The 21388-nt window shown below is 43.9% G+C and carries 18 protein-coding genes; 8 read left to right on the forward strand and 10 right to left on the reverse strand.

Translation table 11 applies throughout. The features are described from left to right. Together MF4642_RS10155 and MF4642_RS10160 are read left to right on the forward strand one after the other, a co-directional pair. Positions 1-1146: an ABC transporter permease gene (locus MF4642_RS10155; RefSeq protein WP_078426146.1), complete on the forward strand. Its 1146-nt coding sequence runs from the start codon at positions 1-3 to the stop codon at positions 1144-1146. Positions 1147-1156: 10 nt separating this feature from the next. After that, positions 1157-2887, forward strand: coding sequence for an ABC transporter ATP-binding protein (locus MF4642_RS10160; protein WP_078426147.1), 1731 nt, complete (start codon positions 1157-1159; stop codon positions 2885-2887). Between the two features lie 161 nt (positions 2888-3048). Here the strand turns inward: MF4642_RS10160 and rluB are convergent, their stop codons facing one another. From rluB to MF4642_RS10195, 7 genes are all read right to left on the reverse strand, one after another. Next, positions 3049-4155 (reverse strand): 23S rRNA pseudouridine(2605) synthase RluB, encoded by a 1107-nt coding sequence (gene rluB, locus MF4642_RS10165; RefSeq protein ID WP_078426148.1) that lies wholly within the window; start codon positions 4153-4155, stop codon positions 3049-3051. A gap of 41 nt (positions 4156-4196) precedes the next feature. After that, positions 4197-4784, reverse strand: coding sequence for an SMC-Scp complex subunit ScpB (gene scpB / locus MF4642_RS10170; RefSeq protein ID WP_078426149.1), 588 nt, complete (start codon positions 4782-4784; stop codon positions 4197-4199). Next, positions 4784-5578, reverse strand: a complete 795-nt coding sequence (locus MF4642_RS10175) for a segregation and condensation protein A (RefSeq protein WP_005400316.1) — start codon at positions 5576-5578, stop codon at positions 4784-4786. The genes scpB and MF4642_RS10175 overlap by 1 nt, the downstream gene beginning before the upstream one ends. A gap of 509 nt (positions 5579-6087) precedes the next feature. After that, a complete protein-coding gene (locus MF4642_RS10180; protein ID WP_078426150.1) occupies positions 6088-8499 on the reverse strand; it encodes a sulfatase-like hydrolase/transferase in 2412 nt (803 codons plus the stop codon). Between the two features lie 642 nt (positions 8500-9141). Continuing rightward, positions 9142-9408, reverse strand: coding sequence for a hypothetical protein (locus MF4642_RS10185; protein ID WP_078426151.1), 267 nt, complete (start codon positions 9406-9408; stop codon positions 9142-9144). Positions 9409-9462: 54 nt separating this feature from the next. Further along, positions 9463-10080, reverse strand: coding sequence for an L-threonylcarbamoyladenylate synthase (locus tag MF4642_RS10190; protein WP_004695345.1), 618 nt, complete (start codon positions 10078-10080; stop codon positions 9463-9465). 85 nt (positions 10081-10165) lie between these two features. Further along, a complete protein-coding gene (locus tag MF4642_RS10195) occupies positions 10166-10828 on the reverse strand; it encodes an elongation factor P hydroxylase (protein WP_078426152.1) in 663 nt (220 codons plus the stop codon). A gap of 97 nt (positions 10829-10925) precedes the next feature. On the opposite strand from MF4642_RS10195, the gene MF4642_RS10200 reads away from it, so the two are divergent. The 6 genes from MF4642_RS10200 (at position 10926) to lysM (ending at position 14678) form a co-directional block, all read left to right on the forward strand. Further along, positions 10926-11483, forward strand: a complete 558-nt coding sequence (locus tag MF4642_RS10200; RefSeq protein ID WP_078426153.1) for a YceD family protein — start codon at positions 10926-10928, stop codon at positions 11481-11483. A gap of 76 nt (positions 11484-11559) precedes the next feature. Then, entirely contained in the window at positions 11560-11742 is a 183-nt protein-coding gene (rpmF, locus tag MF4642_RS10205) for a 50S ribosomal protein L32 (protein ID WP_004695348.1), read from the forward strand. 175 nt (positions 11743-11917) lie between these two features. Then, positions 11918-12904 (forward strand): ACP S-malonyltransferase, encoded by a 987-nt coding sequence (fabD, locus tag MF4642_RS10210; RefSeq protein ID WP_078426154.1) that lies wholly within the window; start codon positions 11918-11920, stop codon positions 12902-12904. Next, positions 12901-13635 carry a 3-oxoacyl-ACP reductase FabG gene (gene fabG / locus MF4642_RS10215; protein WP_004695350.1) on the forward strand — a complete coding sequence of 245 codons (735 nt, stop codon included), beginning with the start codon at positions 12901-12903 and terminating at the stop codon, positions 13633-13635. The genes fabD and fabG overlap by 4 nt, the downstream gene beginning before the upstream one ends. Before the next feature lie 86 nt (positions 13636-13721). Further along, positions 13722-13958, forward strand: coding sequence for an acyl carrier protein (gene acpP, locus MF4642_RS10220; RefSeq protein ID WP_004695351.1), 237 nt, complete (start codon positions 13722-13724; stop codon positions 13956-13958). A 246-nt stretch (positions 13959-14204) separates the two neighbouring features. Further along, positions 14205-14678 (forward strand): peptidoglycan-binding protein LysM, encoded by a 474-nt coding sequence (gene lysM, locus MF4642_RS10225; RefSeq protein ID WP_078426155.1) that lies wholly within the window; start codon positions 14205-14207, stop codon positions 14676-14678. Between the two features lie 66 nt (positions 14679-14744). Here lysM and MF4642_RS10230 read toward each other — a convergent pair whose 3' ends face one another. From MF4642_RS10230 to atzF, 3 genes are read right to left on the reverse strand one after another with little or no spacing between them, the layout of a single operon-like run. Then, positions 14745-15449, reverse strand: coding sequence for a GntR family transcriptional regulator (locus tag MF4642_RS10230; protein ID WP_078426156.1), 705 nt, complete (start codon positions 15447-15449; stop codon positions 14745-14747). Between the two features lie 3 nt (positions 15450-15452). Then, positions 15453-19055: an urea carboxylase gene (gene uca / locus MF4642_RS10235; RefSeq protein ID WP_078426157.1), complete on the reverse strand. Its 3603-nt coding sequence runs from the start codon at positions 19053-19055 to the stop codon at positions 15453-15455. Positions 19056-19075: 20 nt separating this feature from the next. Then, positions 19076-20905, reverse strand: coding sequence for an allophanate hydrolase (gene atzF / locus MF4642_RS10240; protein WP_078426158.1), 1830 nt, complete (start codon positions 20903-20905; stop codon positions 19076-19078). Positions 20906-21388: the final 483 nt, after the last annotated feature.

A 21388-nucleotide genomic window follows, 5' to 3' on the forward strand; every position in this document is an offset into this window, starting at 1 on the left:
ATGCTCAGTGTTCTCACTAAAAGAAAACCAGATACTGCTGAACCTACAACAGCATCTACAGGGCTATGGCAACTCGCCATGCGCCGTTTAAAGCGCGATCGAATCGCGATGTTTTCTCTCCTAATCGTACTGTTTTATTTGGTGCTGTTAATTTTGTCATCCACAGGATTGATTGCAAAAGACTGGAATAAAGAAGTCGCTGTGAGTTATGCACCGCCTACGTTTATCGGTGCAGCTGCGATACCTGCTACGCAAAGTGAAACACAAAAAGTCGAAGCGGCTGTGCCTGAAAACCCTGTTGATCCTTTAAAAGATGTCATTCGTGAGCTCAACGCAGAAATTGCTGCTGAACAGGGTATAGGTGGTGCTATTGATTACTATGGGGTTGTTGATCCTTTAGCCGAAGATATGAAAGCGATTGACCAAGCGTTGGATGGTCATTTACTAGATCAGCAAGCGGAACTCAAGCAAAGCCTGATTTTAGGTGCCGACAAATGGGGACAAAGTGTTTTACTGAAAACCATTAAAGGTGCAGAAACATCAATTATTGTTGGCTTAGTTGCAGCTTTTCTTGCTGTCGTGATTGGCACGGTTTTAGGTGCCATTTCGGGCTACTTTGGTGGCTGGGTCGATGATGTTTTGAACTGGTTTTATAACATTTTTACTTCGATTCCTTATTTGCTCTTGGTTTTAGCGATTGCCGCAGTACTACAACAAAAAGGCGTTTTATCCATTGTTTTGATTTTGGGTTTAACGGGGTGGACGGGAGTATATCGTTTAATTCGTGCCGAATATATGAAGCATACTTCGCGGGAATATGTGCTGGCGGCAAAAGCGATTGGAGTGAGTCATAGCCGACGCATCTTTGTGCATATATTTCCCAATGTCAGTCATATTGCACTGGTTCAAATGTCAATTTTAGTGGTGGCCTTTATTAAGTCAGAAGTGATTTTGAGCTTCTTAGGTTTTGGTGTCCCTGTCGGTGTGGTGTCATGGGGCAGTATGCTGAATGAGGCTCAAAGTGAGTTGATTTTAGGCAAGTGGTGGCAGTTAGCAGCCGCTTCGGTAGCAATGGCGGTTCTGGTCACTGCATTTTCAATGTTTACCGATGCACTGCGAGATGCATTAGACCCGAAACTGAAATAGGAGCATGAGAATGTCTGAACTTAATCATATGACAGCGCCAGCCTTACTTCAGGTGGAAAACTTGCGTGTCAGCTTTAAAAATGAAGAAAAGCAGTACATTGAAACAGTCAAAGGCATCAGTTTTAGTATTCCAGTGAATACCACTGTGGCCTTGGTTGGGGAGTCAGGCAGTGGGAAGTCGGTCACATCGCTAGCAACCATGGGGCTATTACCTACAGAAAGCAGTCAAATTTCTTCGGACAGTAAAATTCTGTTTGAGGGACAAAACCTACTCGATTTACCACGCCGTGAAATGCGGAAAAAGTGCGGTAAAGATATTGCCATGATTTTTCAAGAGCCGATGTCATCACTGAATCCTGTGTTTACGGTAGGTTCACAAATTGCAGAAATTTTGCAGTTACACTTGGGCATGAGTCGTAAGCAGGCGCGTGCACGTGCTTTGGAACTCTTGATAGAAGTTGGGATTCCATCTCCTGAAACCAAGATTGATGCTTATCCGGGGCAGTTGTCGGGTGGGCAGCAGCAGCGCGTCATGATTGCTATGGCAATTGCGTGTAAACCCAAACTATTGATTGCTGATGAACCGACGACAGCGCTGGATGTCACCATTCAAAAGCAAATTTTAGATTTGTTGGAGTCTTTGCGGAAGAAGCATCAAATGTCGATGCTGTTTATTACCCATGATTTGGCTTTGGTCGGGGAAATTGCCGATCAGGTAATCGTGATGCGGCATGGTCAAATTCGTGAACAAGGCTGGGTTAAAGATGTACTTGAACGTCCTCAAGATGTCTATACCAAAGCGTTGTTGCACTGCCGTCCACAACTATCTAAACGTCCCATGCGTTTGCCGATGATCAGTGACTTTATGCAACAAAAGGGCGATGACTATATTGAAACGCATAGCGTCGATGTCGAGTCACTTCAACAAAGATCTCGCGGCTTAACTGGCCAAGAAGCGGTTATTTTAGATGTGCGTGACCTTAAAAAGTCATTTTATAGTCGTAAAGGACTATTCGGAAAAGAGGAATTTCAAGCGGTCAAAGGCGTGAGTTTTCAACTGGCAAAAGGCAAGACTTTGGGCTTGGTGGGTGAGTCTGGTTCGGGGAAAACGACCATCGGATTATTGCTGATGCGTTTACAGGAGGCGACAGGAGGAAAAGCGCTGTTTGAAGGTCAAGATATTTTAGCCATGTCAGAAAAAGAGTTTGCTCGGTATCAACGCAAGATTCAAATCATTTTCCAAAATCCCTATGCATCACTCAATCCTCGTTTTACTGTCGGGCAGATTTTAATGGAGCCGATGCAAGTGCATGGGATCGGAGCGAATGATGCTGAACGCAAACAGATGGCTTTGGACTTGTTAGAACGCGTGAGCTTACCTGCACAGGCTTTTTATCGTTATCCACATGAGTTTTCAGGCGGACAGCGTCAACGTATTGCGATTGCGCGCTGCCTAACCTTAAAACCTGAAATTTTGATTTGTGATGAGTCTGTTTCAGCGTTGGATGTTTCGGTACAAGCCCAAGTACTGAATTTGCTGCAAGATTTACAGGATGAATTTGGACTGAGTTATATCTTTATTTCACATGATTTATCAGTGGTGAAATATATTTCAGATCAAATCATGGTCATGAATCATGGTGATTTGGTGGAAATAGCCAATTCAGATGATTTGTACCAGTCACCACAGCATGAATATACCAAACGCTTACTTAGTGCTATTCCGCAAAGTGTGTCATGAATGGGTGGCTGTTGTTGTAATAATAAAAACGCTCAATAGATTGGGCGTTTTTTATGAGGGGTTTGCAGCTTGTTCGTGTTAAAGAATAGAAAGCGATTATTGCATCGTAAACACATATAAAAAGAGCCACTCGAAAGTGGCTCAAATTTTGACTTTAAAAATTAAAACTTCTTAAAGCCTTTATTTCCAAAAGGTTTACGTGGCGCATTTTCATCACGTGCGTCGCGTTGACCATAGGTGCCTTTGTTGCCAAAGTTCTCTGGACGGCTGTCACGTTGTGCATAGCCTGAGTTTTGGCGTGGTTCACTTTGGCCATAACCTGTTTGTGCATTGTCCTGACGACGCTGGCTATGTCCATTTGGATTTTCACGGCGTTCACGATTGAAGGCTGGCTTCGCTTGTTGTTGGCCTTCATCTTCATTGTCACGGCGCTGTTGACGTAAGAAACCACCACGACGTGCAGCCATTGGTTTTTCTTGCATACGTTCAGTACGACGTTTTGCCATGCCGTACAAACCTGTGCCTTGACGTGGTTTTAGCTCAACGGCTTTGGTTAAGTTATCGATGTCGTTTTTGTCCAATTCCATCCAACGACCCGTACGTAGTTCGCGTGGTAAAATAACCGTGCCATAACGTGTACGGAGTAGACGGCTGACTTTTAAACCTTGCGATTCAAAAATACGACGTACTTCGCGGTTACGACCTTCTTTTACCACCACTTGATACCAGCGGTTAATCCCTTCACCGCCAATTTCAGAGAATGACTCAAACTTCGCTGGGCCATCATCTAACACCACACCTTTGAGCATGTTGTTCTTAATTTGAGGCGTCACTTCACCCATAACACGTACAGCATACTCACGTTCAACTTCATTTGATGGGTGCATCAAGCGATTCGCGAGTTCGCCATCATTTGTGAACAATAGTAGACCTGTTGAGTTAATATCCAGACGACCCACCATCACCCAGCGATCATTCGCGATTGCAGGTAATTGATCAAATACGGTTGGACGTGACTCAGGGTCGTTACGTGAACAAATTTCGCCTTCTGGTTTATAGTAAATCAGAACACGACGACGAATTTCATCTTCAATTTGGAACGATACTTTACGACCATCGATGCGAAGCTCATCACCTGGTTCAATACGTTCGCCTACTTGGGCAACTTGGCCGTTGACACTCACACGACCAGCGGCAATGACTTCTTCCATATAACGGCGAGAACCCAAACCAACTCGTGCGAGTACCTTTTGCAACTTTTCACTCATGACAGCATAACCTTAGAAATTATCATCAACAGTTCACCTATTTACGACTTCGGTGCATTCGCATCGAGCGCCATAAAAGCTTCCTTGGCATCCTGCAGGGGAGGCAACTGACCTAAAGAATTTAGGCCAAATGCATTTAAAAATTGGGGCGTCGTAACTAACAACGCAGGTCTTCCTGGGAGTTCACGAAAACCAGATTCTTTAATCCAGTTCCAATCAAATAACGTTCGTAACAGTTGACTGTTATTTGAGACTCCTCGAATTTGTTCTATATCTGCTCGAGTGACTGGTTGATGATAAGCAACCACGGCCAACATTTCGAGTAGCGATGGCGAAAGGCGAGTTGGTCGCTCTGGCCATGTTTGTGCAACAATTTGACGGTATTTTGCTCGAACTTGAAAACGAAAACCTTGAGCAGTTTCAATCAGTTCAATCGAACGACCATGCTGTAGCATGGCAAGTTGTTGTAAAAAATGGCGTAAATCTTGTTTGCTATATTGATTTTGGAACGATTCTTTCAATCGTGCAAGTGAAACAGGCGCATCACTGGCAAAAATAATCGCTTCTAACTGCATCAGTACTTCATGCAAGTTGTCTTCATTCGTTACAGGAGCGGTTTGTTCTAACATTATTTTTTGACTCCTTGTATCGAAAGCGGTGCTTCAACACCTGAACTTACAATTTGAATACGTTGCTGACGGGTTAACTCTAAAATGGCCATAAACGTCACGACCATGCCCATACGTCCTTGAATGGGACGCAGCAAAGATTCAAAAACTAAAACTTCACCTGAAGCGACTTTGCTTTCAATAAAAGCCATACGCTCTTCAAGTAAAACTGGTTCTTGTGCAATTTGATGGGTGATCGGCTCAGGTCGGTTAAACACGCAGAACAGTGCATCACGCAGCTGTTGTACATCATGACCATCATTATTATCCAGAGTTTGGCCTAAGCTGACATTGGTTGAGAAGGTGTCTCGCTCTAATATAGGCATCTGCCCCAAGCGTTCAGCCGCTTGTTTAATACGGAGATAAGTTTCTAAACGGTCAATCAGCTCTTGTTTTGGGTCTTTTTCAATTTGGATTGCATTCGGTGCTTTTGGCAACAGCAAACGTGATTTTAAATCAGCCAAGAGCGCGGCCATCACCATATAGTCTGCTGTCAGCTCAATGTTAAGCGACTTCATGGCATCCATATAAGACAGGTATTGCGCTGCAATCGGGGCAATATCTAACTGTAATAAGTCAAAGCCATTTTTTTGAATCAGGTAAATCAGAAAGTCGAGTGGTCCTTCAAAATGCTCTAAAAGAATTTCAAATGCAGCTGGAGGAATATATAAATCCTCGGGGATGGAGTCATGCCACTCATCCATAACACGGATTTGTGGAAGATCTTCCATGGCATTATGGACGGATTGATTCATTACAGTTATTGGCCACGCGAATTTTCAAAGGCATGATTATGTTTTTTCGAATCAGTACTTAAGGAGAAAAAGTAGAGGCGATTTAAAAAATACATAATTTTAATAGGGCTTAGTGTAAAACAAATTGCGGCATGAATACATGATTTCACCGACCAAATAACAAAAAAAGCTGTAAATAAATAGAGAGTATTTATTTGTGTGATGCTTTTTATCTGCTGATGTCGTGGCTAAATCTGCAGAAATGGGTTGGGTTTAAGAGAACATGACGGACTTAGGGCCTAGTCCTGTGGTTTGAAAAATAATCGATTTATTGTAAGTAGCTAGATGGGGCTGCATAGTGCGGCATTATGAATCTCAAAAGCAGCCTACAAAATAGGCATTGGATGAATACCTTAAAGAATAGCACTGAAATACGAAGAACGTATTTCAGTGCTGCTCCAACTTCAGAGACTTTGAAGTCTCAAATTTTGGGGTGTTGATCAATCTCAGATCGTCGTGTTTAAAAATATTTAGTCTTTTAAATCGATTGTGACGGTATCGATTTGACCTGTAAATGGGTACGGCGCTTTTTCATTGTAGCGAGGTGAAACGGTTGAGCCTAAGTCCATACCGATATCGAAGGTTTCAGTTGCGGAGAAGCGATAAGGAACCACTTTTTCAACCTGACCTTGGGCAACCGTTTCGCCATTGACGCTGATGGTCACGGGTCCGCCAATACCATGTCGACCTTCCCGCGGAGTTTGTTGATAGTCTACGACGATGGTGTGTTTACCCGGTGCTAATGCTTTAGTGGCAGCAATCCGATAATACGATTGGACAAAGAAGTTGTATTCGTATACAGGTATGCCATTTTCCAAATACAAAGAGAAGCCACCACCTGAACCACCTTCAGCCACAATTACACCATTGGCACCGCTTTTAGGAATGACAACGTCAGCTGTAATGCTATGTGAGCGTTGATACATGGGTGGTGCACTGCCTTCAGGTAGACGCGTGGTTCCTGCTGAATAGGTGAATTGCTTTCGGCCACGAACTGAAGAAGGCCGTTCTGGATTAAAGGCACGTTCCACAAAACGGGCATCTAATGGGTACACACCATATTTGCCTGCTTCTTGGTCGAACAGTTTCTGCATTTCTGCTAGGCGTTGAGGCTCTTTGGCTGCTAGGTCATGCGCTTGGGAAAAGTCCTGTTTGATATTGTATAGTTCCCATGGACTATCTTTAAAGCCTAAAGAGCCACTGAGCTTCCACGGTACGCCATGGAAGGATAAGGCAACCCAACCGTCTTGATAGATGGCTCTATGTCCACCCGTTTCAAAGTATTGGGTATGACGCTGATCTTTGGCTTTTGCATCATTGAAACTGTATGCCATGCTAATGCCAGACATTGGCGTTTGCTTTACACCATCTACTAAGTTGGGCTGCGGAATATTGGCTGCTTCTAAAATAGTTGGGGTGATGTCGGAGACATGATGGAATTGGTTATGGATCGCATGCGTGGCTTTAATTTTCGCAGGCCAAGAAACGATCATGCCATTACGTGTTCCCCCGAAGTGAGAAGGAACGCGTTTCATCCATTGGAACGGGGAAGAGCCAGCCCATGCCCAACCGACAGGATATTGGTTTTCGTGCTTTGGTCCGCCAATTTCATCAATGTGTTTTAATTGATTTTCAACGGTATCTGGAAAACCATTTTGAGTCATTAGGTTATTGATAGTACCCGTTAACGTCCCTTCAGCACTGGCACCATTATCCCCCGCAATAAAAATAATGAGGGTATTGTCTGCATCTGGAAGTTTCTTGATGGCTTTAATCAAACGTCCCATTTCATGATCTGTTTGTGCGAGAAAACCTGCAAAGACTTCTTGATGTTTTGCAAACAAGCGCTTCTCATCTGCACTCAGAGCAGCCCAAGCTTGAATACTGTCTGGGCGAGGAGTCAAGTCGGTATTCTTAGGAACAATACCAAGTTTTTTCTGACGGGCCAAGGTTTCTTCACGGACTTTGTCCCAACCTTGGTTGAACTGGCCTTGAAACTTATCAATCCATTCTTGATTGACATGCAGTGGTGCATGGACGGCACCGGGTGCCATATAGACAAAATACGGTTTATCTGGAGAGACTGAGCCTTGACGATTGATCCAACCAATTGCATCATCAACTAAGTCAACATTCAGGTTATAGCCTTGCTCTGGTCGTTTAGTGGGTTCAACGGGTGTCACCCCGCGGATCAACTGAGGTTCCCATTGGCTCGATTCCCCACCAAAAAAGCCATAAAAATATTCGAAACCAAGACCTGTTGGCCAGCGTTCAAAGGGACCAACTGGGGATGTTTCCCAGTCAGGGGTGTTGTGCCATTTACCAAATGCCGCAGTGGCATAGCCATTGTCTTTAAGGATTCTAGCCACGCTGGCACTTTCCTTAGGCCATATCGTGTTATATCCCGGATAACCTGTTGAAAGTTCGGTAATGGTTCCCGCTCCAACTTGATGTGGGTTTTGTCCCGTTAAAAGCGCTGCACGTGTTGGAGAGCTAATCCCTGTGGTATGAAAACGATTGAAGATGACACCATCATCTGCAAGTTCATCCATTTCAGGTGTCGGCACAGGTCCCCCAAAGGTGCCAGCTTGCCCAAAGCCCAAGTCATCTAACAAAATCACCACCACATTGGGTGCATCTTTCGATGCTTTTATCGGTTGAGGGAAATCTTGTTTAGAGCCTTCAAAGGTTTCTTTAATCACCCCTTTAAATGCGGGTGTGGGTTGGGGTAAGACCAAGCCTGTCTGATTGAGGGCTTGATGTGGAGTACTTTGGTCTTCGGCGGCGGCTAAAGCGACATGTGATGCTGTAATAGCTGCGACCAAGGTGAGGATGCGTGTCAGTGGTTTCGGTATTGAGTTCAATGGTCTATTTTTGTTCATATGCAATCCCTTATTAAAAGTTTCCTTGTTGTGGTGTTGAAAAAATGTGCAAAAATGCTGAGTAGGGAAAAGACCTACGGAATAAAAAGGTTTAGATGTTTGGGGATTTCGATTGAGTTGTAGCTTCAGACATGAGGCTCTCATCTCATACAGACTGTTACAGGCTTGATTTAAACGAAGCAGAGATCGCGTTTGGAGGAAACCTGAATAGTTGGAAGCTGAATGCGATGGATTGGCTAGAATGCATTGGAGTGGTTGAAACCGCAAATAGGCCTAATATTGTTGTATTCCCTTGGTTCGACATTTTTTGTCCTTATTGATTTGATTATGCTGTAGCTGTTTTTCATACCCATGACGATCCATCGTCAATGCACGGTGAAGTACGTTTAATGTTCTGGCTGTACAGTATCAAACTGCTTCAGAGGATGAACCACTCAAAAGAATGGACTTGGCTGTTTTTTCCGCACTTTAAAATGAAGATGGTTATTTGCGATAACAGTGGTTGTGAACACTGAAGCTGCATAGATTAGGTACTTTATTGTTATGGATGCGTGGATTTATTTGAACGCGTAGGAAAGAAAAATGCGTCTAAAGTCTGCAGAAATGGATCAGCTGACGCGACGGAAAATATTCATTCAAGATTTATTCAGGTGCTTGTAGAGCAAATTCAATGATGCGTTGACAGTTGTCCTGTAAGCAGAGGTTTTTGGGTTCAAGATATTTAAAGTATTGTTGGATGGTCGCGATCGGCAGAAAATAGCTATACAGATTCTCTTCCCGCATAATGCAGTTGATTGAACTCGGGTTTTGCACCAAAGTCTCGGACTCAAGCGTCCAAGGACGCTGCACATATAAACTATGTTGCACGGGAAATTGATTGAGATTGAGCAAAACCGTAAATAGGGTCATGTTGATCTCTTGAGAATGTCAGATTCAGTTTCCCTAGCGAATAAATGCAGCGCATTACTCAAATGCACTAACATCACCAAGCCCACGGCGAATCACTTCAGGGTGATCACCTGATAAGTCGACAATACTGGTGGTGCTTAATGTGCCCAGCCCGCTGTCGATAAACACATCAATTCGTTTTGATAGTTGCATTTCTATATCATAGGGATCATCCAGCGGTTCTTCCTGATTCGGCAGGATTAAGGTACTGGTCAGTAGCGGCTCGCCTAACTCTTTGAGTAACATTTGGCACACTGGGTTACTTGGAATGCGTAAACCAATGGTTTTCTTCTTTGGATGCATCAAGCGTTTTGGAACTTCACTGGTTGCAGGCAAAATGAAGGTGGTCACGGCTGGTGTATTGTTTTTCAGTAAACGATACATAGCATTGTCCACTTTGGCATAAGTGGCAATATCGGACAGATCTGCACAAATGATGGCATATTGATGTTTGGCCCCAAGGCCGCGAATTTGAGCAATCCGCTCCATGGCATTTTTATTCCCAATCTGGCAGCCAATGGCATAAGCGGCATCAGTTGGGTACACCACCACATCGCCTGCGCGAATCCGTTCTACTGCTTGGCTGATTGAGCGTGCTTGAGGGTTATCAGGATGGACTCTTAAATGAAGCATCGTTTTTATCTCCTGATGGTTTTTTCAACATTATCGCGCTTTATCTCGGTGATGTTCAATGACCAAAATGTGAATCGTGCTAAATTTAGTCGAGCATTTCTCTTTGAAATTCATCGCTCTGTAATGTTTTGCCAGCACGAGTACATAGGCAAATACAGTCAATGAAGTGTTTCGCATCGCGCGGTAATTGGGCTTGGCCTGAAAAATAAGCCTGAACTTGAGCGAAAACATGGTCTTTAAAGCGGTTGCCGTCACCTCCTTCACCAGTCAGATTGTCTAAGGAAACACGGAACTTCCGACCAAAAGCTGTGGCAAATAACCATTCAATGGCTTGCGGTTTAATTTCAACCTGTTCAAATAAAGCTTGTTGTTCCGCTGTGCGACCATCGGGTGCATACCAGTAGCCTAAGTCGGGGAGTAGACGACGTTTGTTTCCTGCAATGCTCCAATGGCTGATTTCATGCAAGGCACTATTAAAAAAACCATGGGCAAATTGGATACGCGCAGGGGTGCTGTCTGTAGCGGGAAAATATTCAGGTTCAAAGTCACCTTTAACCAAGTTGACATTCAGGTGGGAAAACCAACGATTAAAGTGTAAGATGAGCCAATCAACTTGTTCTGCTTCTGTACACAAATTCTTCCACGTCGAGAGTTGCGCTTGGCGGTTTGAAATGTCAGAATTGACAGTTGAAATTGTGCTCACAAGTGATGAAATACTCACTTCTGTTTGCGGCTGCAACAGATGCATGACTTAAGTTACCCAAATGGTCTGTCTAAATAAGTACGAAATTGTATCTTAATCTTTGACAGAGTACTGATGAATTTGTAGAATTGCCGCCTTAATTATGTCAGCAAATACCTTTCCGGCACAGATTGAGCCGTTTAAATGGGCCGAACAAGGCTTTACATGGGCAGGAACACTGCCATTGTCTCGCTTTGTTCGTATTGCTCGTGAAGCTGTTGGATCAATTGATGATCAATTGATTAACATAGACTGTAAGCTATCAATGGATGCGTATCATCGTATTGTATGGCTAGATGGTCACGTTGAAACGAATGTTCCAATGGAATGCCAGCGCTGTTTAGGCACGGTAAACATTGAACTCGTTTTAGATTTTCATCTAGCTCTAGTGGATGATGAGTCACTGATAGAGCGCTTGGATGAGGATGCTGATTTCATCGTCTTAGGTGAGAGTGAAGCAACGACAAAAGGTAGCTATGATGCGCCTGCGACGGCTGATTTACTGTCTCTGATAGAAGATGAATTGTTATTGTTGATGCCTTTGTCTGCTAAGCATGACGCTTGTGAACATAAGCACCAACCTGCCGTTGAAGAACTTGTTGAAGAAAAGCGGGATAATCCGTTTGATGTTTTGGCAGGTTTGAAGGGTAAACTTAACTAATTTTTGTGTTATACTCTTCTGTATAAGACAACTGAATTTGTTCTGATCCATATTTTTCGATTTGTAAGGAGCCATCATGGCCGTTCAGCAAAACCGTAAAAGTCGCTCTCGCCGTGACATGCGCCGTTCACATGACGCTTTAACCGAGAATGCATTAACTGTAGACCAAGCTACTGGCGAGATTCACCGTCGTCACCATGTATCTAAAGATGGTATCTACCGTGGTCGTCAATTATTCGCTAAAGCATCTGCTGAATAATTGTCGAAGCATTGAGCGTAAAGCTTAGTGAAAAAAATGGGAGCGTAAAGCTCCCTTTTTTTATTTCTAAATTTTAATGCGCTGGTTTTTGTTGTATTTGGCAATTACATCGACCTAAATTAAGTGTTAAATTTTCGCTCCATAAACGAGAGCAAAGACAAGAAAGGACTTTTTTATGTCTGCGAAACAACTTGATCAAGTCGCTCAGGCAACAAAGACAGCTTTTGTATTTCCCGGTCAGGGTTCACAAAAGGTTGGTATGTTGGCTGAATTGGCAGAACAATTTGCCAGTGTTGAAGCAACATTTGCAGAAGCCTCTAAAGCGGTTGGATTCGATTTGTGGCACATTGCACAATCTGGCGAAGGTTTAGACCAAACTGAATTTACCCAACCTGTGTTGTTGACTGCCAGCATTGCCTTGTGGCGTGTATGGTTAGAACTCGGTGGTGTTGTACCCAAGTATTTGGCGGGACATTCACTCGGTGAGTACAGTGCATTGGTTGCAGCAGGAAGCCTAAGCTTAGGCGATGCAGCCAAGTTGGTAAACTTACGTGGCAAACTCATGCAAAGTGCTGTACCGCAAGGAAAGGGCGCAATGGCGGCCATCTTAGGTTTGGACGATGCGCAAGTTGTTGCTTTATGCCAACAGGTTTCGAGTCAGGCTGAGGGTTCGGTTGAAGCGGCTAACTACAATGCTCAAGGTCAAGTGGTCATTGCGGGTGAAAAAGCAGCAGTTGAAGCAGTCATGGCTTTAGCCAAAGAAAACAGCGGCAAAGCGATTGCACTCCCAGTTTCTGTTCCATCGCATTGTTCATTGATGAAGCCAGCTGCAGAACAGTTCGCACAAGCTTTGGAACAAACTGCCATTGAGCTGCCTAGCATACCTGTAATACAAAATGTGGGCGCGGAAATTGCTACAGATGTAGCACAAGTCCGTCAAGCACTTACAGCTCAGTTATATGAGTCTGTACAGTGGACCAAAACCATGCAGTTTATTCAGGATCAAGGGATCCAATATGTTGCAGAGTGTGGTCCAGGCAATGTTTTGGCAAACTTGGCAAAACGTCTACCTAATATTGAAAAAGCATTTCCACTCGATAGTAAATCACGCTTGGAAGATGCACTAAATGCCATTTTAGTGGCTGAAGGAAAAATTGCATGACACAGGAACGCAAAATTGCACTCGTGACAGGTGCAAGTCGAGGGATTGGTGCTGCCATCGCTCAGCAACTTATTCAAGACGGTTATTTTGTTGTGGGTACTGCGACATCTGAGTCAGGTGCAGAAAAACTTGCTGCAAGCTTCGGTGAACACGGTGCAGGTAAAGTGCTCGATGTTCGTGATGGTGCTGCCATTGATGCGCTTGTAACTGACATTGAACAAAACTATGGCCCTGTGTTGGTTTTGGTGAACAATGCTGGGATTACCAAAGATAATTTGTTACTTCGTATGTCAGAAGATGACTGGGATGACATTTTAAATATCCATTTAAAAGCAGTTTACCGTTTGTCGAAACGTGTTTTAAAAGGTATGACCAAAGCGCGTTTTGGACGAATTATTAATATTAGTTCTGTGGTTGCGCATTTTGCCAACCCAGGTCAGGCCAACTATTCAGCAGCGAAAGCTGGTATTGAAGCATTTAGCCGTAGCCTTGCAAAAGAAATGGGCAGCCGTCAAATCACTGTAAACTCAGTGGCGCCTGGTTTTATTGCAACAGAAATGACTGAGCAATTAAGCGAAGACATCCGTAAAAAAATGAGCGATCAAGTGGCCTTGAACCGTTTAGGTGATCCACAAGATATTGCAAATGCGGTGAGCTTCTTGGCATCAGACAAAGCAAATTACATTACTGGTACGGTAATGCATGTAAATGGTGGTCTATACATGAGCTAATTGGCTGATGGATAAACTTTCAAAATTTTAAAGATTCAATTAAACTAACGGCATTAAAAACGCCACAAGCAATGAGGAGAATTCCTGTGAGCGATATCGAACAACGCATCAAGCAAGCAGTTGCAGAACAACTTGGTCTTAAGGCTGAAGAAATCAAAAACGAAGCATCTTTCATGGATGACTTAGGTGCTGACTCTTTAGACCTTGTTGAGCTTGTTATGTCTTTCGAAAACGACTTTGACATCACAATCCCAGATGAAGATTCTAACGAAATCACAACTGTACAATCTGCGATTGACTATGTTTCTAAGAAACTAGGTTAATACATATTGTTTCAGCTTTGCTGAATGAAAAAGCCACCCACTTGGGTGGCTTTTTTATGCCTTTCAAAAAACGCAAAGCGCCTAACCCACCTTTAAAATCTTTTATTTACTCGGGTAACTTACAAAGTTTTACTTTAAGAGGACTATTCGCTACCAAATCTGTTGTCTTTTTTGGGTATAAAAAAGGGTGTCTCATTTTTGAGCATTCAATATAACAACACCGATATAACAAGATGGAGCATACACATGGGTCTTTTTGATTTTGTTAAAGGCATTGGTAAGAAGAACACAGCAGCAGCCGAGCCTCAAGCCGCACCAAGCACACCAGCAGAGCCATCGGCTCAAGAAATTGCCAACAAGTTATTGGGTCATATCAAAGCATTGGGCTTATCTGTGACGGGACTTTCAGTCAGCTATAACTCCACCACGGATTTGGCGACCGTGAAAGGGCAAGTTCAGACCCAAGCCGATAAAGAAAAGATTGTTTTAGCCGTCGGTAATATTGACCATGTGGCACAAGTCGATGATCAACTCACTGTAGCTAGCCCTGAACCTGAAAGTAAGTTCTACACAGTTAAATCGGGGGATAACTTATCGAAAATTTCCAAAGCATTTTATGGCGATGCCAACCAGTATAATAAAATTTTTGAGGCCAATCGTCCGTTGTTGAAAGATGCAGATGATATTTTCCCAGGCCAAGTGCTGCGTATTCCTGTTTAAATTAAAAGGCTAAAAAAGGCGCATGAAGCGCCTTTTTTATTTGAGAGTGGAATGTTGATTGAGTGCTTAGCGACTTGCTTTCACAACAGCATGCTGATTAAGCATACCTAAGGTAATTTTTTTTACCTCATCTCGACTTTGTTGAATGTGAGCACTGATCTTTTCAACGGCAAGCTCCATCTGTTGCTGTGCTATATAATTCAAAATGGCTTGATGCTCCGCATAGGTGGCTTCAATTCGATCCATTTTTGAAAAATCGAGGCGCCGAATAATGCGAATTTTTTCACTGACCTCTTGATGAATTTTGATCATTTCTTGATTGCCAATGGCACGAACCAACGCACAGTGAAAATCTTCATCAATTTTCGCCATGGCTTTTAAACTTGACAGATACTGCTCAGGTGCAACCATCCAAATTTTGTGTAGGTGTTTCATTTCCTTCGATGGCTGAGATGCACTGCTGCATAACTTTCGAATTGCATACTGCTCAATCATGATGCGTAGCTCATACAGCTCATCGTAGTATTGCAAGTTCAACGGACGGACAGTCCAGCCACTACGAAATGCCACCTCTACATAGCCTTCTTGTTGTAGTCGATATAGCGCTTGCCGTGCAGGCGTACGACTGACCTGATAGCTCAAGGCGATTTCGGATTCGGTAAAACGTTCACCCGGCATCAATTTGAAATCAAAAATATCGTTTTTTATTTGCTGGTAAACCAGTTCAGACAAATTGTCTGAACTTGAACCTGCACGTGTCATATTGGGCATGTACTATTCCATATAAACCAAAGGTTCACCGCTATGAACGGTTTGTCCAGCCCGACAAATAATGGCTTTGACAGTACCATCATCCGCAGCGTATACCGGTAATTCCATTTTCATGGCTTCAATGATAGCAATGGTTTCCCCTTTTTTCACAATCTGACCTTGTTCCACTAATATTTTCCAAATATTACCGGTCATCGAAGCATGTAGTGCTGCATAGGCGCTGTAGTCGGTCTCATCAGGTACTTCTGCAATCAGATGTTCTTGATGATCAGCGCTTTCTTTCCATAAGCCCACTTCAGCATTAAAAGCTTGTTGTTGCTGTGCTCTAAACTCGGCAATGCTGTCTTTTTCATCTTCAAGCAGCTGTAAATACGCGGCATAGTCAAATTCAGTGTCTTCAATTTGAATTTGTGTTTGACCATTTTCAAAGTCGGCACGCCATTGCTCTAACTCTGACTCAGATACGGGGAAGTATTTGATTTGATCAAAGAAGTTTAGGAACCATTGTTTGTCGCCAAACTGTTTGTTCTTTTTAAATTTATTCCAAATGGGTAGAGTGCGTCCGACCAGTTGGTAGCCGCCTGGAGAGTCCATACCGTAGATACACATATACATGCCGCCAATGCCTACGGTACCTTCAGCGGTAAAAGTACGTGCAGGGTTGTATTTTGAACTTAATAGGCGGTGGCGTGGGTCAATCGGTACTGCACATGGGGCGGTGAGATAAACATCACCAAGGCCTAAAATGAGGTAGTTAGCATTGAAAATAATCTCTTTGACTTGCTCACGACTGTCTAAGCCATTGATGCGTTGAATAAAATCGACATTGTTCGGTAGCCAAGGCGCTTTGGCACAGACACTTTCTTGATAGCGTTCAACAGCACCTAAAGTTGCACTGTCTTCAAATGCCATGGGTAGATGAATGATCCGTGACGGAATCTTGATTTGGCTTAAATCCCCCATTTGCTGTTCAAGCTTGAGTAGAAATGCGATCAATTGATGCTGTGGAAGCGTGAGTCCATCGTATTTGATTTGCAGCGAGCGGACGCCGGGGGACAGTTCCAATATGCCTTTAATATTAGCCGCGCGGATCAGCTGCATCAGTTGGTGAACGCGTAAGCGTAGCGCCAAGTCTAAAACATTGTCACCGTACTCCAGTAAGATATAGCTGTCACCCGCTTGGCGGTATACCGTGCGTGGAGATACATCAGTTGCCTCTAAGCTGGCAAGAATTGCGGATGTTGGAATATCACCGCTTGGGGGCTCAGAATTAAGTGCTGCGTGGGCAAAGTTTTCGATCCGTTCAATTTGTTGTTGTTCTAAGGCATTGGCTTGTTCAACAGTTAAAGGATAAAAGCTGATTTTATCATCGGCTTTAAGCTGACCCACTTTCCAAAGTTCAGCTTTGGCAATAGTTACAGGGCAAACGAAGCCCCCCAGGCTTGGCCCATCTTTGGCGAGAATGACAGGAAAGTCGCCTGTGAAGTTAATTGCACCAATGGCATATTCACAGTCATGGACATTCGATGGGTGAAGTCCTGCCTCACCGCCATTTTCACGTGCCCAGCTTGGTGTTGGCCCTGACAGTCGGATGCCTAGACGGTTGGAGTTAAAGTGTACGGTCCATTCAGATGCAAAAAACTCTTCAATATATTCGGGTTTAAAGAAGTCAGGTGCACCATGTGGTCCATACAGCACCCCAATTTTCCACTCTTTGCCATAGCTTGGAATCAGTGCAGGAGATAGAGCCTGTGGTTCTTGCGGGGCTAAAGGGATATCACTATTTGGATGGGCTGTGTTGACGAGTTTGATCATGTCGCCTGCACGAAGTACACGTCCTGCATGCCCGCCAAAGTTACCTAAAGCAAAAGTCGAACGACTGCCCAAATATAGGGGGACATCGAGCCCATGACGCACTGCTAAATAGCTACGACAACCAGACTCGACCTGTCCTAAGCTGAGTACTTGATCTGCGCAAATGTGAATCGGTTGCCAAAAGTCCACGGGCTTATCGTCGAGTTGCGCAGGGCATGGTGCACCTGTGAGTGCAATCACAGTGTCTTGGTGAAACTTGAGACTTGGGCCTTGTAGGGTGAACTCGAAACCTGCTGCGCTAGCATCATTCCCTACAATTTGATTGGCCAATTGAAAAGCATAGTCATCCATAGGACCCGATGGTGGTACACCAATATCCCAATAGCCCACACGTCCCGGAAAGTCCTGAATTGAGCTTTGCGTGCCAGCTTGGAGTACTTCAATCACATTTGGTACGTAGTCAAAGTCGTCTAGCAGGCGTGTCCAGATTTGCATTTGTGCAAAGCGTTCATCAGAGATCACGCTATGTGCATAGTCTAAATTGGTGCTGATGCCATTTAAACGAGTTTGAGAGAGCACACTTTTTAGTTGCTCAATGGCTTGTTCACGGGTATCCGCATGTACGATGATTTTGGCAATCATCGGGTCAAAATATTGCGAAATTTCTGTCCCTGTTGAAACCCATGTATCAACACGACAATTGTCTGGAAATGCAACTTCGGTCAGTACACCCGGGCTGGGTTGGAAGTTTTTAACTGGATCTTCTGCATAAATACGCACTTCAATCGCCGCACCTTGCGGTTGGATGTTGCTAAGTGCCGTCCAATCCAGTGCATCGCCCGCAGCAACTTTAAGCATGCATTCAATCAGGTCTAAACCCGTCACCATCTCAGTGACAGGATGTTCCACTTGTAGTCGGGTATTGACCTCAAGGAAGTAAAATTCATCGCGTGCAGCATCATAAATAAATTCGACCGTACCTGCGCTGCGGTAATTGACAGATTTGCCGAGTTCAACTGCTGCTTGGTGTAGTTTTTGACGTGTGGCTTCGGGCAGATGAGCAGCAGGGGTTTCTTCCACAACCTTTTGGTTACGACGTTGCAATGAACAGTCGCGTTCGCCTAATGCAACCACTTGACCTTGACCATCACCAAAAATCTGAACTTCGACATGACGCGCACGGTCAATAAAACGTTCTAAAAATACGCCCGAATCTTTAAAAAATTGTGCGCCTAAACGTTTGACGCTTTCATAAGCTTCAACTAAGGCTTGTTCGTTATCACAGCGGGTGAGACCAATACCACCGCCGCCTGCGGTGCTTTTCAGCATGATGGGGTAACCAATCTCTGTAGCCGCAGAAATTGCCTCATCTAAGCTTTCAAGTAAGCCTGTCCCTGGTGTCATAGGCACCTGTGCAGCGGCAGCCAGTTCACGTGCACGGTGTTTTAAACCAAACTCTAAAATTTGTGTCGCGGTTGGCCCCATAAAGGCAATATTATTTTTCTCACAAGCCTCTGCAAATTCAGCACTTTCTGATAAAAAGCCATAGCCTGGGAAAATAGCTTCAGCCCCCGTTTTTTGTGCGGCTTGAATCAGTTTTTCAATGCTTAAATAAGTGTTGGATGGTTTTAAGCCGTCTAAAGCAATGGCAATGTCCGCGTCTTTGACATGTTGTGCGTAACGGTCACTGTCTGAATATACCGCTACACTGGTCAGCCCCAGTTTTTTTAAAGTGCGAATTGCACGTACAGCAATTTCGCCACGGTTTGCAATCAATACAGTTTTAAACATTTTAAAATTCCTAAATTTGACTAAGCTTGTTCTACTTTTGAATTGTTACGGTGCTGGATATAGGCGCGCCAACCGCCAAAGTGACTGATGTTTTCGGCATCGTTTAAGCCATAAGGTTCACAAATGAAACCTTTCACCCATCGACCGTCTGCTAGTTCGACATTACCCATGCCCAGTGGTGTGGGAATCTCTGCGACAAATTCTCCAAAGCGAGCAGTGGGTACATCCCACAGTTCAACAATGATCTGCTGACCGTGTTCATCGACTCGGGCTAGACCGGGCTTAGGTGGGACAGTGCCATTTAGTGCAAACAGGGCATAGTGCTCAGCGGTATGTGTGGTTTCCACAAGCACAGCATCACGTGTGAGCAATTGGAAGTTCAGCGGCATTCCTGTCAGGTGTGCCCCAACCACCGCAACACGGATATGATGTGGAGAGACTGTGTTCTGTAGTGCTGGAATGGGTGCATATCGGTCTAAGGCACCCAGCTTTAAGTTCAAATGCGTCTGCCAAATTTTCCCAAATTCAATCAGGGCTTGGTCATACCATGCAGGTGCAATTAGGCTGATGCCGAAAGGTAAACCGTCGGTGCGGAAACCCGCGGGCAGAGCGAGGGCACTTAAATCGGCAAGGTTGGTGAAATTGGTATAAGTCCCAAACTCAGAGTTCAGACTAATCGGTGACTGTTCCATTTCCGCAAGGGTATGAATGGTTGGAGAGGTGGGAACAATCAATGCGTCAAATTGGGCCAAAGTATCTTGAATTTTTCGGCTTAAGTCTTGCTTTAAGTACTCCGCGTTATAGGCATCAACTGCACTAAAATCATGACCTTTTTGAATGATTGCACGCACTGTCGGATCGAAAACCTCAGGCTGCTGCGCCAACAACTCGGCAACCGCCGCTGTACGTTCTGCCACCCATGAGCCTTGATAGAGTTGGGCTGCCAATTGTTCAAACGCTGAAAAATCAATTTCAGTAATTTCAGCACCGAGAACTTTTAACTGTTCTACAGCCAGTTGGAAGGCATAATTAGCTTGGTCATCTCCAAAGAATTCCAGTTTTTGGGGAATAGCAAAATGTAGCTTAGCGGAGAGTTTCGCAGGTGTAGTTTTGGGGTGTTGGCGTGAATAGCTATCTAGCGCATCGTAGTGTTCTACCGTTTGGGCAATGGTGTCGGCATCTGTGACCGTTAATGCAAAAATCGAAATACAGTCCAAACTTTTACAGGCGGGGAGTAGGCCACGATTTGAAAAACGACCTTTGGTGGGTTTTAGTCCAATAATATTGTTAAATGCAGCAGGAACACGGCCTGAGCCTGCAGTATCTGTTCCGAGTGCAAAGGGCACCAAGCCACGAGCTACAACACTGGCTGAACCAGAGCTAGAGCCACCACTGACATAGTCAGCGTTAAACGTGTTACTGACTGCACCAAAAGGAGAGCGTGTCCCGACAAGCCCCGTTGCGAACTGGTCTAAATTGGTTTTTCCCACGACAATGGCCCCTGCATTTTTAAGCAGGCGAATGGTTTCGGCATCTTGCGTAGCAACAGTTGTTAGGGCCTTGCATGCGGCCGTGGTGACAAAACCAACAACATCGATGTTATCTTTCACTGCAAACGGAATACCGTATAAAGGCAATTCTTTGCTGAGCTCTGTGGCTTGATCTGCTTTTTGCTTTAAGGCTTCAATTTGTTGGGAAAGTATTTCTGTCGTAGCAATTGAAATCCATGCATGATCAGGTTGTGGTAGTTGCGCTACATAGTCGATTAAATCTTCAAGATGAATATCTTGGTTGAGATAAGCAGTTTGCCATTCTTGAAGTGTCCAGCCAATGCATTTGTTCTGACTCATTTTTTGCATTCCAACTTGTATACATGATGGAATACAAAAATGCAGAATCTATGCCAATCTAATCAATTTGATTTATCTTTGGTTATAATTGCTATAAATCAATTGGTTGAGGTTAAGAATTTGGTTTAATTGAGTGATTCTAAGTGTTTTTAGAGTTGCACCAAAACAAGCGCATAGGGGAGTTAATGGTGCTTTTTATGATCAAGTCTTGGGTGGTTTGACGTTAAACTATTTAAAAAGAGGGTTTAAATCATATTCGTTGTTTATGTGGGTTGAGGGAATTAAAGCCAAAAGAATTGAGGATAAAACATATTATAAAATAGGATGATTCAAAGAAACTATACACACTCAGTTTTTGAACCGTACCGAGATTGTAGGAGACACATTTTCTTGAGAGAATGTCGCTATGACAAGATTAAAATACACCGCAGAAATCAAAGAACGAGCAGTACGTTTGCTGCTTGAATCTGAACAAGATTATCC

The organism is Acinetobacter sp. MF4642 (assembly GCF_002018925.1).
Classification (GTDB): domain Bacteria; phylum Pseudomonadota; class Gammaproteobacteria; order Pseudomonadales; family Moraxellaceae; genus Acinetobacter; species Acinetobacter johnsonii.